This window comes from Methylobacterium sp. 10 (genome assembly GCF_000519085.1).
Taxonomy (GTDB): Bacteria; Pseudomonadota; Alphaproteobacteria; order Rhizobiales; family Beijerinckiaceae; genus Methylobacterium.
Map to the genome: position 1 here is coordinate 852,565 of NZ_KI912577.1, position 14,516 is coordinate 867,080.

Annotated in this window: 19 protein-coding genes; 7 read left to right on the forward strand and 12 right to left on the reverse strand. The window is 60.3% G+C overall.

The window, feature by feature from the left end:
* Positions 1–31 precede the first annotated feature (31 nt).
* From K368_RS0103890 to K368_RS0103905, 3 genes are all read right to left on the reverse strand, one after another.
* Positions 32–622, reverse strand: a complete 591-nt coding sequence (locus K368_RS0103890) for a BLUF domain-containing protein (RefSeq protein ID WP_245259488.1) — start codon at positions 620–622, stop codon at positions 32–34.
* Positions 623–1,176: 554 nt separating this feature from the next.
* Positions 1,177–1,551, reverse strand: a complete 375-nt coding sequence (locus tag K368_RS23870) for a transcriptional repressor (RefSeq protein WP_245259489.1) — start codon at positions 1,549–1,551, stop codon at positions 1,177–1,179.
* Positions 1,552–1,649: 98 nt separating this feature from the next.
* Positions 1,650–2,162: a VIT family protein gene (locus K368_RS0103905; RefSeq protein WP_036265942.1), complete on the reverse strand. Its 513-nt coding sequence runs from the start codon at positions 2,160–2,162 to the stop codon at positions 1,650–1,652.
* A 148-nt stretch (positions 2,163–2,310) separates the two neighbouring features.
* Between K368_RS0103905 and K368_RS0103910 the strand changes: the two genes are divergently transcribed.
* Complete coding sequence (locus tag K368_RS0103910) at positions 2,311–2,577, forward strand: PepSY domain-containing protein (protein WP_027171243.1); 267 nt, start codon at positions 2,311–2,313, stop codon at positions 2,575–2,577.
* 588 nt (positions 2,578–3,165) lie between these two features.
* Here K368_RS0103910 and K368_RS0103915 read toward each other — a convergent pair.
* Both K368_RS0103915 and K368_RS0103920 read right to left on the reverse strand, forming a co-directional pair.
* Positions 3,166–4,803, reverse strand: coding sequence for an inorganic phosphate transporter (locus K368_RS0103915; RefSeq protein ID WP_027171244.1), 1,638 nt, complete (start codon positions 4,801–4,803; stop codon positions 3,166–3,168).
* A gap of 219 nt (positions 4,804–5,022) precedes the next feature.
* Entirely contained in the window at positions 5,023–5,568 is a 546-nt protein-coding gene (locus K368_RS0103920) for a recombinase family protein (RefSeq protein ID WP_027171245.1), read from the reverse strand.
* 421 nt (positions 5,569–5,989) lie between these two features.
* Here K368_RS0103920 and K368_RS25805 point away from each other — a divergent pair, with 421 nt between their 5' ends.
* The 3 genes from K368_RS25805 (at position 5,990) to K368_RS0103930 (ending at position 7,548) form a co-directional block, all read left to right on the forward strand.
* Positions 5,990–6,583, forward strand: coding sequence for a hypothetical protein (locus tag K368_RS25805; RefSeq protein ID WP_155935005.1), 594 nt, complete (start codon positions 5,990–5,992; stop codon positions 6,581–6,583).
* 3 nt (positions 6,584–6,586) lie between these two features.
* Positions 6,587–6,949: a hypothetical protein gene (locus K368_RS26465; protein ID WP_155935007.1), complete on the forward strand. Its 363-nt coding sequence runs from the start codon at positions 6,587–6,589 to the stop codon at positions 6,947–6,949.
* A 353-nt stretch (positions 6,950–7,302) separates the two neighbouring features.
* Complete coding sequence (locus K368_RS0103930) at positions 7,303–7,548, forward strand: hypothetical protein (protein ID WP_027171246.1); 246 nt, start codon at positions 7,303–7,305, stop codon at positions 7,546–7,548.
* Positions 7,549–7,555: 7 nt separating this feature from the next.
* Here K368_RS0103930 and K368_RS0103935 read toward each other — a convergent pair whose 3' ends face one another.
* The gene (locus tag K368_RS0103935; RefSeq protein WP_027171247.1) at positions 7,556–7,744 is read right to left on the reverse strand and encodes a hypothetical protein; all 189 of its coding nucleotides are present in this window, start codon (positions 7,742–7,744) and stop codon (positions 7,556–7,558) included.
* A gap of 1,248 nt (positions 7,745–8,992) precedes the next feature.
* On the opposite strand from K368_RS0103935, the gene K368_RS25490 reads away from it, so the two are divergent.
* Positions 8,993–9,814: an AAA family ATPase gene (locus tag K368_RS25490; protein ID WP_051439749.1), complete on the forward strand. Its 822-nt coding sequence runs from the start codon at positions 8,993–8,995 to the stop codon at positions 9,812–9,814.
* A gap of 24 nt (positions 9,815–9,838) precedes the next feature.
* The gene (locus K368_RS25495; protein ID WP_051439750.1) at positions 9,839–10,951 is read left to right on the forward strand and encodes an AAA family ATPase; all 1,113 of its coding nucleotides are present in this window, start codon (positions 9,839–9,841) and stop codon (positions 10,949–10,951) included.
* On the opposite strand, the gene K368_RS27280 is transcribed toward K368_RS25495, so the two are convergent.
* Both K368_RS27280 and K368_RS0103950 read right to left on the reverse strand, forming a co-directional pair.
* Positions 10,948–11,193 carry a hypothetical protein gene (locus K368_RS27280; RefSeq protein ID WP_027171248.1) on the reverse strand — a complete coding sequence of 82 codons (246 nt, stop codon included), beginning with the start codon at positions 11,191–11,193 and terminating at the stop codon, positions 10,948–10,950. The two genes, K368_RS25495 and K368_RS27280, sit on opposite strands and share 4 nt — an antisense overlap.
* Before the next feature lie 68 nt (positions 11,194–11,261).
* Positions 11,262–11,504 carry a hypothetical protein gene (locus K368_RS0103950; RefSeq protein WP_027171249.1) on the reverse strand — a complete coding sequence of 81 codons (243 nt, stop codon included), beginning with the start codon at positions 11,502–11,504 and terminating at the stop codon, positions 11,262–11,264.
* 171 nt (positions 11,505–11,675) lie between these two features.
* Between K368_RS0103950 and K368_RS25815 the strand changes: the two genes are divergently transcribed.
* Positions 11,676–11,840 carry a ribosome modulation factor gene (locus K368_RS25815; protein ID WP_081739670.1) on the forward strand — a complete coding sequence of 55 codons (165 nt, stop codon included), beginning with the start codon at positions 11,676–11,678 and terminating at the stop codon, positions 11,838–11,840.
* A gap of 63 nt (positions 11,841–11,903) precedes the next feature.
* Here K368_RS25815 and K368_RS26990 read toward each other — a convergent pair whose 3' ends face one another.
* The 4 genes from K368_RS26990 to K368_RS25820 form a co-directional block, all read right to left on the reverse strand.
* Positions 11,904–12,080 (reverse strand): hypothetical protein, encoded by a 177-nt coding sequence (locus K368_RS26990; protein WP_197030978.1) that lies wholly within the window; start codon positions 12,078–12,080, stop codon positions 11,904–11,906.
* 95 nt (positions 12,081–12,175) lie between these two features.
* Positions 12,176–12,661 (reverse strand): recombinase family protein, encoded by a 486-nt coding sequence (locus K368_RS23885; RefSeq protein WP_245259492.1) that lies wholly within the window; start codon positions 12,659–12,661, stop codon positions 12,176–12,178.
* Between the two features lie 89 nt (positions 12,662–12,750).
* On the reverse strand, positions 12,751–13,527 hold the full coding sequence (locus tag K368_RS0103965) for an ImmA/IrrE family metallo-endopeptidase (protein ID WP_245259493.1): 777 nt from the start codon (positions 13,525–13,527) through the stop codon (positions 12,751–12,753).
* Between the two features lie 189 nt (positions 13,528–13,716).
* Positions 13,717–14,283, reverse strand: coding sequence for a metallophosphoesterase (locus tag K368_RS25820; RefSeq protein ID WP_027171251.1), 567 nt, complete (start codon positions 14,281–14,283; stop codon positions 13,717–13,719).
* Positions 14,284–14,516: the final 233 nt, after the last annotated feature.

The window sequence follows — 14,516 nt, forward strand, 5'->3', positions numbered from 1 at the left end:
GCTTGGGGCAAGCGGACTGAACGGAACGATACTAGCTAGCGAGACGCTGTCCCTTCCTTTTGGTCTCCTCGAAAGCTTGGAGATCAAGTGCCAAGGCGATGATCTGTGCGCTCTTTAGGCGTGATGGGTCCATCGCGCTCCCCACCCCATGCTCCAGGTACACCTCCTCCATTTCAGGCGTGCGCATTGCGCCGCCCATCGTCCAGTTCGGGAACAGCCGCGCCTCGACGTCCCGCACGTTCATGATGGTCGCTGTGGAGTGGCGGGTATCACGCGCGATGCGATTATACGTTTCCATAACTTGGGTCTTGTCCCCCTCCAGGATCTGCACGAACCAAGTCTTATCGAAGATCAGGAAGCCGGTGATCCCGTCGCGGCTGTTATTGCGCTGCGAGGTTGACACGATGTCGCGCAGATTAGTTAGCATTGCGCGATCACCACCCTGAACTGTGTTGCGACTAAAGTAGACAGGCTGGTGGATCATGGCGTTCGCTTCACTTTTTGGTTGTTTTGACAACGAAGTCGAAAGCTTGCGGAACCGCTTTGGGATCGACCCGTCGATTTCGAAGAGTGCCTGGAAATGCTCTAAGAATTCCTCAATACGCTGTCGCAGATGCCGCACTGTACGAAGCCACGGCAAGATGACGCAATTAGCCCCCCTGCGCGGCGATATTAAGCGCTCAATCGCTCAGGAAGCAGTTCCTGCGCATCGTTGGGCGATAGACATTAATCGTGAAAAGGCTAAGCGCCCGCTGATCTCGTTTTTGACCTGCAAGCTAAATGGGCTCGTCAGACCCGCTCATCCAAAGAATATGCTACACATGAAATCACGACTGACGTGCCACGCGTGGACGCAATCCTCGACCTGCTTAAACGCACAATGCTAGAGATCGCCTACGAGCAAGCAGTCCGCCGTCGCTTAATGAACGGTGCCATACTGGGGCGATGCCCATCCGATCCGAAGGCGCGGCACCGACGTCATCATAGTTGGTAACCTCGCGGCGGCCCTCTGCAAACGATTTTGAATGAGTGCAGGCCTTAGGCCGTGCCACTCTGAGGCGGAACTCGCCGACTTCCCGCTGAGCACCGCCTGGCGCCTCTCGAAGTAGGCCATCATCATCGCGTTAGAGACGACAAGCATCCTCCCGCACCTTGGCGGCTAGGCGTGATCCACGCTCAACGTTTCGAGCGCACTCGTGCGATCAGCTCAACTCCGACGATCTCGTAGCCCTCCGGTGCGCTCGGCAGGCCGCCGACCCGCATCGGCGTGCCCGGCATGTTGATCACCTCCTGCGTCTCCTCAACTAGGAAATGCTGATGGTCGCTCACGTCAGTGTCGTAAATGACGAGCCCCCTGAACGTACGTTGTCGGAGAAGGCCCGCCTCCGTGAACTGTCGCAAAATGTTGTAGATGCTCGACTGCGACACCGACACCCGGGCCTTGCTCGCTTCCTGATACAGCCCCTCGGGCGTCACATGACGGTGCTTCGGGCCATTGAGCAGCCACGCGATAGCGCAGCGTTGCGCTGTAGGGCGCAGGCCGGCGCTCACCAAGCGGTCACGGGCTTCCGAAGCGGGGCAGCCCCGGAGGCCGCGACGCGCGGGGCGCGACCGCTCGGCGCCGGTCGGTTGGGGTGATCGCTGTTCGCTCACGCGGTGCCACCGAGCCAGAGCCCCACGCAGACGACGATGCCGCCGCCGATCAAGACCTGACCGACTGTGCTAGACAGGCTCGAACGCATGTAGTGCCAGCGGATATAGGCGATGACGAGGAGTTCGAGCGCCACCACGGCATAGGCGAGTTGCAGCGCCAAGGCGAGGTTCGCGATAAGGAACGGTAGGGTATGCAGCATCCCGCCCACAACCGTCGCCACGCCCGTGATGACACCGCGCGTCAACGGCGAGCCCCGCCCCGTGATCGTACCGTCATCGGATAAGGCTTCGGCCAGCCCCATACTGATGCCCGCCCCGAGTGAGGCGGCCGTGCCCACGTAGAAGGCGCTGAGCGGCTGCCCCGTGAGGCCAGCGGCGGCGAAGAGAGGCGCGAGCGTCGAGACCGAGCCGTCCATCAGGCCGAGGAGCGCCGGCTGCACCTTCTGCAGCACGAAGGCGTGGTCGCGCGGCGGCACGGTCTGAACCAAAGGAGGCAACGTATGGGCCATAGGGTTCTCCCGAACCAGTCTAGAACTTGTCTAAGGTGTTTTTATAATTTAGACAAGTTCCAGACTATGAAATCGTCCCCGGCCGGCGACGGGCCGGTGCCCGACAAGAGCGCTCGGCGCTCACACCACTGGCAGCGAGGGAAAGACCATGCGCGCGCGCAAACTCATCAGCATCGCACTGCTCGCCGCACCATTGGTGGGCGCCTCCGGTCTCGCATTGGCAGAACTGCCCGGTCCGGACTGGATGCCTATCGAGGAGGTCAGGAAGGGACTACTAGCCTCCGGCTACTCGGAAATCACCAAGCTCGAAGCCGAGGAGAACCATTGGGACGGCGAGGGCATCAAGGACGGCCAGAAGATGAAGTTCGACGCCGACCCGAAGACGGGTGCTATCCTCGGCGAGGCACCGGAATAGGCTGCAGCTGCCAATCTGCTTCCTGTATTTCACCACCGAGCCAACCGCAGCCAGCTGTACGTCCTAGTCTTAGCATCGGGCCAACGGCTGCTGTCTACCAGATGTTGCGGATTTGAGGCCCCAATTAATAGATCACCACGACGCAACTCATCGATCAAGATCTTTGGTCGAAACAACCTAAGATTGACACTAGGATGACAATCTTATAATGTAGGGGTCGCTGCGGGCTGCTTTCGCAGCGAACCGGATGCCCCCGATGCCCCTGCTGTTGCGACGCCAACCACCACTCGAGCCTCAATGGCAACAGGCGGGTGCATCCCCCCCTCACACTCAACGCAAGGCGGCCTCCGAGCCGCCTTCGTCGTTTCTGGAGCCCTTCGATGACCCTGAACACTGCAACCACGACAGCCGCAGCCATACCCCCTGGCCTGATCCTGTTCGGCCGCAACGAACGACAACGCCCCCACGCCTCACGGTTTGCCGCCGGAGAGAAGGCCGAGGCCGAGCGCGCCGCTGGCCTGATGGGTACCCGCGCCACCGGCCGCGCTCGCAGCATGAGCGCGGTCACTTCGCGTAGTATCCGTCATCTCAGAACACGTGTCGTAGGATGAAGAAGAGGACGCCCGCCAGGGTGATGGCGGCGGGCAGGGTCAGGACCCAGGCCAATGCCATGTTGCGGACGGTGGACATCTGCAGGCCCGAGCCGTTGGCCGCCATCGTGCCGGCGACGCCGCTCGACAGGATGTGCGTGGTCGAGACCGGCAGGCCGTAGAGTTCGGCGAGGCCGATGGTGCCGGCGGCCACCATCTCGGCGGATGCACCCTGCGCGTAGGTGAGATGGGTCTTGCCGATCTTCTCGCCCACGGTGACGACGATGCGCTTCCAGCCGACCATGGTGCCGAGGCCGAGGGCCAAGGCAACACAGACCTTGACCCAGGTCGGAATGTAGCGGGTCCCGTCGTTGAGGAGGCCGGTATAGGTCTTCAGGGTGCCGGTCTCGGCCTCCGAGAACGTCGCGCCGTTTTTCGGCAGGAGCCTGATTGCGTCGGCGGCGAGATACATGTCGTTGCGCAGGTTCGAGGTCGCCGCCGCCGGCACCTGTTTGATAGCGCCGTAACCCTTCACGTTGTCGGCGATGTCGGTGGAGAGCGCGGCGAGCGCCCCGTACACGGCAGGCTGGTTCAGGTCCTTTGTCTTCAGGGCTTCCGACACTTGTTTGCGGGCATCGGCGGCATTGGGTTTCGGCATGTTCCCGGCATGGCTCGCGAACACCGTGCTGGCGTTCTGCGAGGTCTGGATGAAGGCCGGGGTGGTGTCGTCCGACATCGTGCGGTTGAGGGCATAGGCGGTGGGGGCCGCGCCGATGAGAATGAGCATGATCAGGCCCATGCCCTTCTGCCCGTCGTTGCCGCCATGGAAGAACGACACGAGGGTACAGGTCAGGATCAGCAGGCTTCGGATCCACAAAGGCGGCGGGGTCTCACCCTTGGGGGCTTCGTAGAGATCCTTGCGCCGAACGGTGAATTTGAGGGCCAGCAGCAGCAGGGCGGCGGCGAAGAACCCGATGACGGGGCTGAACAGCAGCGCCTTGAACACCCCCAGGGCCTGCGCCCAGTCAACGCCCGAGGTGGCCTGTCCCTCTGGGGCCATGAGCTGATTGGCGAGACCGACGCCGATGACCGATCCGATCAGGGCATGGGAGGACGAGTTCGGCAGGCCGAAGGCCCAGGTGCCCAGGTTCCAGAGGATCGCGGCGAGGAGCAACGCGAAGATCATGGCGTAACCGGCCGATGACCCGACCTGCAGGATCAGTTCCACCGGCAGCAGGGTGACGATGGCATAGGCGACCGCGCCGGACGACAGCATCACACCGAGGAAGTTGAAGGCACCCGACCAGATGACTGCGACGAGCGGCGGCATCGAGTGGGTATAGATCACGGTGGCCACGGCGTTGGCGGTGTCGTGGAACCCGTTCACGAACTCGAAGGCCAGGGCGATGAGCAGGGCCAGGCCGAGCAGCACGAAGGCGCCGATGGCGAGAGGCGACTGGCCGACAGCGTTCATGTCGGTCACGAGGCTGTAGAGCGCGTAGACTAATCCGGCGACCAAGACGAGCAGGAACGCGATGACCCCGCCCGGGTGAATGCCGTGGTCGAGCTTCGGCCCAGCGGCGGGCGCAATGGCGCTCTTTGGCAAGCCAGTCGGAGCAGCAATAGCATCGGACATAATGGCCTCAGGACCCTAGAAATCGGTAATCCTGGCAGTAGGTCGAGGACATAACGGTCCTGTGACACGCATTCAAAATACGTTGGCAAGCGCGGATTAAGACGGCTAGCTCAAACGTAGAACGTCAACTTTCCCCCGGGGCCTTCACTAGCGGCAGCCCAAGGGACATCCGCATCCAGCCCAACCAAGAAACCGGTATGGCCCGAGACAGTCGGCCCGTCAGGACTCTCGTAGCACCCGATAAACCTGCATGCGGGAGCAGCCCAAGGCCGTCGCAATCGCAGCGGCCCCATTTCCGGCCTTCGACAACGTAACGATCCTATCGCGGTCGAGGCGGCGCTTGCCACCGGCATACACACCGCTACCTTTCGCCCGCTCAATGCCCTCGCGCTGGCGCTCCTTAATGAATCGACGCTCCATCTGAGCGACCATGCCGAGCACCGTCAGAACGACGTGACCCATTTCGCCTCGGGTCGAAACATGCGGGTCGAGCACGGTGACATGCACCCCGCGCTGCTCGGCCTCATGAATAAGGTTGAGTACGTCTCGGGTGTCACGGCCGAGGCGGTCGAGGCGCGTGACCACAAATTCGTCGCCGGGCCGTAGGAACTCCAACACTGTCGCCAACTCAGCGCGACCGTCGCGGCTACCGCCTGAAACCTTTTCCGAACGAATGACCCCGCAGCCTTCGGCCTTCAGCCGAGTGACCTGCCCTTCAAGATTCTGATCAAGGGTGCTGACGCGGGCGTAACCGATACGGGCCATAGTTTGTAACCTCAAGCTTTAGGCCCGAGGCTACCTTGTTACAAATAGCCGGTGTCAACCCAGATGTTACGATTAACTGCGTCAGCTATGTTACGTCACGCCAGGGTATACCCTGATGTCACCCGACTACACTGGCACCGCACGCCTGAACCAGAGACAAATGCTCTTTTGGTGGGGCCATAGCTGCGCCATTTTCAGGGTCACTTGTATCACCCGATTGTATTGTACGTGCTACCCTAAGGCGCTTATTTTGCTTTTTACTTCAATGGATCAGCTACCTAGCCGGCTGATCGTGCCCAGGTAAGGATTGGACTGGCAAACCGCTTAGTTGTTAATTTTAAAGGGTCCGCGAGATTAGCGAAACGCCTTTGTGGCACGGTTCAGCAGCACGGGTTTGGCGGTGGGCTCAAGGCATTAAACGGTGGTCCCCGATGCACTCTCCGGGCACAGAAACGGCGACAGTATCGAGCGCGGCCACGAGGGCGGCTTTGGGTTAAGGGCGCTGGCGAATGCTCAATCCCTAAAGTATGATGGGCGAATGTCTATGCAAAGCCCGCCCCGGCTGTATTACAGTGCCCGCGCTTCGAGCGACCGGGAGGTTCCTCGTATCGACCTAGATACCCTCAAAACGCTATTCCTCAGCTCATACGAGCATTTAGCCTTTAATGGCTACTTCGATGAAGCTTTTGGCTCACACTGTGTCGATGCTGGGTTCACGGAGGGCACCATCGGGAGCGCAGTAGATGCGTACGTTCTTTTTACCCTTATGAAGAAGGATATCTGGCCGATAAAAGAAAACATATCAGCCTACAATGAAAGCGACTTGTTTGATGTAGTAGAATTTTTGCACGACCACGTCAGCCGCCCTCGTCAAAAGGACTGGCACTCATGGGACAATTGCGGCTATCATTATGGCGACTTCGACGCCGCGCTTGGGAAGGCTGATTATCGAGAACGGATCAACAAATTATTGCAGCGATATGGTGATACCTACGAGCTAAATGAGCGCGGCTAGATCATGACGCTTGCACTTCATGGCGTATCAAGCCTTTTGAATGCTCAGCTTCCGACGAAAGATAGTACGGTCACCGACAAGGTGCGCCGGGCGGTCGAGCGCTTTCGGCGCTATGGGAGCAGCATGGATGAGCGGCAAAATGCTGTACGCGATCTTGCCGATGTGCTGGAATGGTTGAGACCTCAGATTAAGGCAACACTGCTTAAGAACGACGAGCAAGAATTATTTAAACTTGCCAATAATTTTGGAATTAGACATCTTAGGCAAGATCAAAGGCTCGATTATGACCGAGCCGTATGGCTTAGCTGGATGTTCTATCATTATCTTGCAACCATCAATGCCTGCTTGCACCTAATCGAAAGGTAGAAATCCCTGCCTGAAATATCCAATAGATTGGGCACTCCAATTCCGAATAAATAGACATATCTATCATCAGCCTAAGTTAGATAAAGCTGTTGCTTTGGCAGAACGGTATGCAATAAAAGCTGGGAGCGGCACCTATGCCCACGCTCGGCTGCCTATTGGCCTACCTCGGCTCCTCCCGCCCGGCCGAACCCCTTGCTCCTCCGCCCCGCTGTATCCGGCCGTACAGTGGCCTTGAACCCCTCGAGAGTCGGCCTACCTGTCGCTTCCCTTCTGGTGCATCATCACCTGACTGACAGAACGCCATCTGATCGGCCCTCTCCACCTGTGATCCGTGGGCCGAAGAGGAGGAGCACTTGAGTACGAACGTTGGTTACGCCCAGCTCATCCCGATGGTTCAAGGCGTTCTCGATACGCTCGACAGCGGGATTGAGGCTGAGCAAGATGCGGCGGCTGGGCTAGGCCGCCTAGCACGCGCAATGGGCGATGGTCAGAGCGAAGGGGAGGAGGCCCTGCTCCAAGCAAGCCGTCAGCACGCTATCAAAGCCATGCAGATGCGGGCCAAAAGGGCGGCACTTCTCGCTCAATACGGGCTGTCTTAGCCCGAGCTTACGCGGCGCATTCCTCAGGCACCGCTATGGGCTCTACGAGACCCCGAGCATAAAGCTTGGCGACGGCTGCCCAGAAGCTGACCCCGTCTTCGCCTGGAGACATCTGCAAGCGGAGGTCGATGGCCTCACGCGCGGCCTGAGCCATGGCGGCCAACTCGTCTTCGGCGGCTTCGAGCAACGACGGCATCGCGGTATCCTCATGCTGTCACGCACCATGTGAAACGTCGGCACTGCACAAAACGATCCATAGGCGTTTTCAGAAGGATGAGCGTCCCGCTCTGCGAGAGCGTACTCCAACGCCTCCACCCTCGACGGAAGCCGTTCGCTTCTCGGATGCCATCTCTTGCGGGGCCACTGGTGCGGCTTCCTGTTTGGCCACTTTGGCTGCCTTGCCGACGCGTTCGATCCTGACGCCTGCATAGTCGCCCCGCCTCCAAGCAAGCCTAACCATGCAGATGAAGTCTCGACCGACGATGCGCAGTAGGAAGGTGTCGGGCAAAACTTGCTGGGACGGGATGCCCAACCGCGCACCGGACTTCGAGACATCCTTCACAGTACAAGCGATTTCCGAGCCGTCAGAAAGGCGAAGGGTAGCGATCCAACTTGTAGGACTGCGCTCCTCGCTGCGCACCATTTGGCCTAGGACTGGACTGGAGCCTTCCTCCGACATTTGCCGCTCCCGCTCGCCGCAACTCTGTATGCTTTCATACTTTCAAGTGTTTAATAAGTCACATACCAAGGGCCAGGCCTTGCGGCAGCCGGGAGCAAGCACCTCATGCCCATCCCCGGCCGCCTCATCGCCTACCTAAAGCCCCTCCCGGCCGGACCCTTAGGCTGGCTTCCGCCTCACGAACTGAGGACCGGCACCTCAATGCGCTCGCCCTCTCTGCGATGCCACCCACCCCTGATGCGGCGCGACTGAGAGGATTGTCGTGTGCAGGTCTCGAGGCGCGGGCGAGGGGGATTGAGGTCTGCGAGGACGGGGCCGGCACCTTCGCCACCCACGCCGAGACCGCTTGGAGCTTGGTGCATTTCCTCCAAGATGGGCTCCAGGGGCCGTGGGACGGCGCGATAGGTGCTGTGCGCAAGGAAGGGCATACCGCATGGCCGTGTGTTGCTTGATCCAGTAGGGTCACTTGACGGCCCGGGGCAGGCAGCTCCGCGCCGCTACCACGCCAAACGACAAGCCCCCGGCCGGCGCGAAGCCAACCGAGGTCGAATAGGGCTAAGTAGTTGATAAGGGGCCGGTAGACCTCTCGCTCCTTTCAGAGCTAATCTGCTGAAACGGACTTTGCCGAATTACCCGACAAGGTGCCTCAGGCCTCGCGACGCAACTGTGGCGTTTGTGCATCGGCCGTTCAAAAGACCTAGGCGGCCAGAGATATTCTGCATTCGGCTGAGCGACTTCGGATATGCTCCCGGCGTTTCTCAAGATGTGCCGCTGGCCCATGAAATAAAGTCCGTTCGTATCCAGAATTTGCGGTCGCTAAGAGACCAAACTATTGAGATGAGCGAATACACCTGCTTGGCCGGAGCCAATGGCGCGGGCAAATCAACCATCCTCTGTGCCCTGAATATATTCTTCAGAGAGACAGAGAACGGTGCAACAAGTCTAAGCCATCTCGACGCAGAGGACTTTTATCAGAAGGATACCTTTCAGCCCATAGAGATCACGGTAACCTTCGAAGACCTCAACGAAGCAGCTCAGACTGACTTCAGGGATTACTATAGGCAAGGGCAGTTGGTTATCACGGCTCGCGCCAGCTACGACACGGCGGCGGGCCATGCGGTCGTGGTCCAGTACGGCAACCGGCTGGGTATGGAGCCCTTTGCGCCGTACTTCGAGCGGGCCTCAGACGGCGCCAAAGCGTCGGAACTGAAAGAGATTTTCCTGCGCCTTCGAAGCGACCACGATGGTGTGAAGACCGCAAGTTCGATGGTGGATATGGCCGCCGCTCTACGCGAGTTCGAGACCAGCCATCCTGAGCTATGCGCCCTTCTACCGAGTGAGGATCAATTCTACGGGGTGAGCCAAGCGGTAGGCCGGCTCAGAGCCTATGTGCAGTGGGTCTACATCCCGGCCGTCAAAGATGCGGCTGATGAGCAAGCCGAAGCGAAGAACACAGCATTCAGTCGGCTTCTAAGCCGAACGGTGCGGGCTCGCGTCAACTTTTCGGAGAAGATGAAGGGCCTTCGGGACGCTGCCGAAGCGCAGTACCGCGAGATGTTCGCCGCCGAACAAGGCGCCCTTGATTAGATATCGGCATCCCTACAACGGCGTTTGGCCGAGTGGTCTCACCCGGAGGCAACGGCGAAACTGCTTTGGCATCAAGACGCTAAGACCTCCGTCCGGCTTGAGGAACCGTCTGCGAGACTGCTTGCCGGAGATGGCGAATTCGAAGGCCAGATATCGCGCTTCGGGCACGGCCTGCAGCGCTCCTACATTATGGCGCTGCTGCAAGGCTTGGCGTCTAACGACGATGAACAGGGTCCGAAGCTGATCCTCGGGTGCGAGGAGCCAGAGCTGTACCAGCACCCGTCGCAAGCTAGGCACCTGGCTTCGGTTCTGCAAAAGCTCAGCGATACTAACTCACAGGTCATCATCACCACGCACAGCCCATTCTTTATCGAGGGCCGGGGGTTCGATAGCGTGCGTCCTGTTCGCAAGGATAGGGCTCAACGCATGTCGCGGGTGAGCAGCGCTAGACTTGAGGATGTAAGCCGACGCCTGGCGGAAGTTACCGGAGAGCCATTGCTGGCGAGGGATGGTGTTCTCGCAAAGCTGCACCAGGTCATGCCGCCGATGCTCAATGAGATGTTCTTTGCGCCACGCATCGTTCTTGTCGAGGGCTTAGAGGACGTTGCCTACATCAATGCCTGGATGGTGCTGACAGGCCGCTGGGCGACCATGAGAAAGCACAGCTGCCACTTGGTGCCCGTGAACGGAAAGAGCGAGATCATTCAGCCCCTTATTGTGGCCGATGCACTGGGCATTGCGGCTTTCGTCGTCTTCGATGGTGACGGAGATAAGCTCACCCACGCCAATGCAGACACGGCCCGGTCTAGGCGAACCGCGCATGAGCGAGATAATCAGGCGCTTCTAAACCTGCTAGGCGCGGCAGGCTGGGACCCTTTCCCGTCCAACACCCATTGGCACGACCGGTTCGTGATGTGGCCCACGGACCTAGCGAAGGTCACAGAGACAGAGGTGGGTGCGCAACGGTGGTCTCAATCCGCAGAGGCCGCGAGCCGCATGTACGGCAACGCTGGTGGTCTGAAGAAGAATTCCTTGCACGTAGCGGCGCGGCTCGACGCGCTTCTTAAAGACCGGTGCCAGCCGGCCTGCTTGGAACGGATGTGCGACTCGATCTTGGCGTTCTGCACAGCTCATTAGGCCGTCTCGGAGCCATCGTGCTCGTCCAGACCGCCCCGCACATACCCTCGGGAGATAAGACGGCTGAGGCCCCGGGTCCGCATGTCGGCGGCCATGAGGTCGGCCATTGCATCGGTGATAGCGAAGCGAAGAGCCTGGGATGCATCGCCCTCGGTGGTTCTGAGGTACGCCTGTGCGATGGCCTCTACGGGGCAGCCTTGGGCTGATGGTGGTCGTGGCCGTGTGCTGTCTCTCGGTGCCACTCTGTGCCTTCCCCTTCCGACTCACTATGAGAACAGAAAGTGAACACGCCACGGCCAGAGGGTTTCAGTCAAGGTGCGCCAACGGCCTCGATGTCGAGCGAGAGGTGGGCACGGAAGACCACCCTCCGAGCATCGTCTCGCACCACTCCGAGGTAGTCGTGGCGGTCGTTGGCCGGGTCGAACCCTTCGGCCACTCTCCGCATGATCTGCACAAGCCTTGCCCGTGCGGCGTCGGGGTCTGGGAGATCGAAGCCAACCGTATCTCTGACGTGCGTGGCTCCGTCGTGGATGTCGATGAAGTACCGTGGCATTGCCCGTGGCCTTTGAAGGGGCTCCCCGGAGCGGTTTGTACTCCCTAGGTGGCTGCCTTCGCATGATCCCTGTAGCCGCATGTCGCGGGATGCGCTTAGGTGATGCTATCAGGCCGCTGCCCAGGCCCAGGGGCCACTTGGTCCGGCCTCCTGTCGCACTACGTTGCAGCGATGACTCAGCCGCCAGACGACAACCTCGACCATCGCGCCCTCGGCTACTACGCTCCGGGAAAGGGGCTGAGGCGCGAGGATTGCCCCTATGCGGAGGGCACGGAGCCGCATGCTCAATGGACCGCCGGGTATGACGAGGCGGTGCGGGAACGGAAAGAGGAGTAGTCCACCTATCAGGCCTACTCCCCTGGGATCACCGTGAGCACACGGGCAGTGAACCAAAAACGCTCAATGCTCTGTGCCGGGCATGTTGGGTCTCGGTGGGCCACCGTGATCTTTCACGAAGTTGGAGCGCTCCGGGTCGCCCTTCAGGTCTGCGAGCTGCTTGCGTGCGCCGAGGGCGAGGAAAAGGATACCTCCGAGCGTTCCTAGCGCCAGGAACAGAAGCGGGTAGCCGGCACTCATCGATCATGCTCCGGTTGGCCCCGTCTGGATGAGGGGCAATCGTGAACAATGCTGCCTGGCCAGCAAGGGTTGCGCAGTAAAATGCTAGCCAGCCCTCACGCTCCCTTCGCACTCAGTGCTCGATGCACCGACCCCTTGCCGATCCCGAGCTTCAAGGCGATGACAGCCATGCTCAGCCCCTTCGCCGCGAGTGCCTTCACCTCCTCCGCCTTGGCCCGTGCGGTGGGCTTGCGGCCCTTGTAGGCACCCTCCGCCTTCGCCTTGGCGATGCCCTCCCGCTGCCTCTCCAGCATCATCTCCCGCTCGAACTGAGCCACGCCTCCCAGGACGTTGAGCATGAGCTTACCGATGGGCGTGGCAGTATCCACCCCGAGGTTCACAATGCGCAACGCGACGCCCTTGTCCTCAAGCATGGCGATGATGTTGCCGAGATGGGTGACAGAGCGGGCGAGCCTGTCGAGCTTGGTGACCAATAGTGTGTCGCCGCAGCGGGCGAACTCAAAGGCGGCATTGAGAACCTTGCGCGGGGCGACCAAAGAGACTTGCTCCTGGAAGACCTTCTCGCACCCGATGTGGTCCAAATAGACGCTCGTCCACCAGAGGCCGCTTAAGCCACGCGGGATCGCCAGAAACCAGCGCCCCGCCCAATCCGGCCCTGCATGGGTCTCAGCTACCGTCGCCCCGAGTGGAATCGGTAGCGCCAGCCCTCCTCTAGCTTGCGCTCCTCTGTGCTTTCCTCTGGGACAGGTTCCAGACGCAGCAGGATCATCGCGAAGCCGTTCTGCTGGAGATACACCTGCTCGTAGAGGGCCGGCGCGCGGAGGTCGCGCTTCACATCAATCCAAAGATCGGGACTGCACGCGGCGATGTCGCCCGCGATGTTCGGCCGATGCGAACTGCTTTGATAGCGCGAGCGTGTCGGGACCGGGCTGCCAACCCCGCAGATGATGGTTGGAAAGGAGAGGCTGCGGTAGCACCGCTGCACCCGGCCATTGCCCGCCACGATGATGGCGATCCGCTCGGGGTGGTACTGAACGTAGGCCCGAGCCGCCGTCTCCTTACCGACCGCGAAGTCGCGTGCGAGCGTAAGAACGTGCTGCAGATCGGGCTCGCGAAAGGCAGTCATGGCCCCTCGCAGCAGATGTGGGGGCATCAGCACGAGAGCGGCGAAGCGGTTGGCCTCGACCTCCCTGCGCTGCCGCTGGTCGCCCTCCTTCGCTTGCACGCGCAGTAGGTCAGAACTCTTGCACAGGAACCGGCCGGGCTGATCTGGGACGTGGTGCGCCATCAGGAAGTGGCCGAGTTCATGCGCGATGGTGAAGCGGCGACGCGGTTCGCCCCCGCGCTTCGCGAAGATGGTTCCTTCGGACCGTTTGGCATCGGTGACGAGGCCGCCCTCGAACTCGTCAGTGTCGAAGTCCTCAGTTTTTACGATACCGAGGCTCACGCATAGCTCTTGGATCGGCACGGGCACCGAAAGGTTTGGCTCGGCCTTTAGGATGCGTTTGACAAGCGCCTCCGGCGAGCCAGCGTCCGCCAGATCCTTCCTGCTAATGGGCATTCGCAAAGCCCCTTCCTATCGTCGAGCCGATCCATCAGGCTGCTACGCACTCGCGGTATCAAGCGTCGGCACTCATCATGCTGTCCGAGTATCATTCTGCCGTTGAAGCTCTTCTGGGACAGCGTGAGCATGGTTTTGGCGGGCTATGAGTTCGGCGACACCTACGGGTCGGTAGCCCCAGGCATCAACGCCAACATCGCATGAGAAGCGGGTGTCAGGCAGCGATCCATGCGTGTGGCCATAAAGGTGCCGCGTCCCGCGCCACAGGCCGGGCCAGGCTCGATGCGCATAGTGAGCAAGAAACAGCCGCCATTCCGCGCCAGCGGCATCGCTTACAGTGATCCGCGCACTCTCCTGCGGCGGCTTGCGCCACGGTAATTCGAGGATGCGATTGGTGTCGTGATTTCCTCGGATCAGCCGCTTTCGGCCTCTTAGGGCCTCAAAGATCTCCGCGCAGCGCGCCCGGCTCGCATCAGCTGCAAAATCGCCGAGATGCCAGACTTCGTCATCAGCACCGACGACGTCGTTCCAACCCTGGATCAGAGCCGCGTCGTGTTCCTCGAGTGAGCCGAAAACCGCTCCTCGCTGACGCAGAATGTGAGCGTCCCCAAAATGTGTATCTGAGGTGAAGAAGGTAGCCATGCAAATCCAACGGCGCCGCCTGCTTCATGAAGCGGCCTGCCATTCAAACTCATCCGACTCAGCTAGGATCGACCCAACTCGAAAAAACTGGAGAGTGTTACGAACTCGCCGCCCTTAGGCGCTTCAGTCCGCTCAGAGCCAGCCTCGAAACAGGCGAGTACCTCTACAGCGAAGTGGTAGCTATATGGTCGCTAGGAAATTTAAGGCAGCTAGCAACCATCGACTAAGTCATT

What these genes read in the sequence shown, in the direction of transcription:
- K368_RS0103905 (WP_036265942.1), bottom strand. Translation starts at nt 2,162, where the DNA reads ATGGCCCATACGTTGCCTCCTTTGGTTCAGACCGTGCCGCCGCGCGAC.
- K368_RS0103910 (WP_027171243.1), top strand. Translation starts at nt 2,311, where the DNA reads ATGCGCGCGCGCAAACTCATCAGCATCGCACTGCTCGCCGCACCATTG.
- K368_RS0103915 (WP_027171244.1), bottom strand. Translation starts at nt 4,803, where the DNA reads ATGTCCGATGCTATTGCTGCTCCGACTGGCTTGCCAAAGAGCGCCATT.
- K368_RS0103920 (WP_027171245.1), bottom strand. Translation starts at nt 5,568, where the DNA reads ATGGCCCGTATCGGTTACGCCCGCGTCAGCACCCTTGATCAGAATCTT.
- K368_RS26465 (WP_155935007.1), top strand. Translation starts at nt 6,587, where the DNA reads ATGACGCTTGCACTTCATGGCGTATCAAGCCTTTTGAATGCTCAGCTT.
- K368_RS0103935 (WP_027171247.1), bottom strand. Translation starts at nt 7,744, where the DNA reads ATGCCGTCGTTGCTCGAAGCCGCCGAAGACGAGTTGGCCGCCATGGCT.
- K368_RS0103950 (WP_027171249.1), bottom strand. Translation starts at nt 11,504, where the DNA reads ATGCCACGGTACTTCATCGACATCCACGACGGAGCCACGCACGTCAGA.
- K368_RS25815 (WP_081739670.1), top strand. Translation starts at nt 11,676, where the DNA reads ATGACTCAGCCGCCAGACGACAACCTCGACCATCGCGCCCTCGGCTAC.
- K368_RS26990 (WP_197030978.1), bottom strand. Translation starts at nt 12,080, where the DNA reads ATGAGTGCCGGCTACCCGCTTCTGTTCCTGGCGCTAGGAACGCTCGGA.
- K368_RS25820 (WP_027171251.1), bottom strand. Translation starts at nt 14,283, where the DNA reads ATGGCTACCTTCTTCACCTCAGATACACATTTTGGGGACGCTCACATT.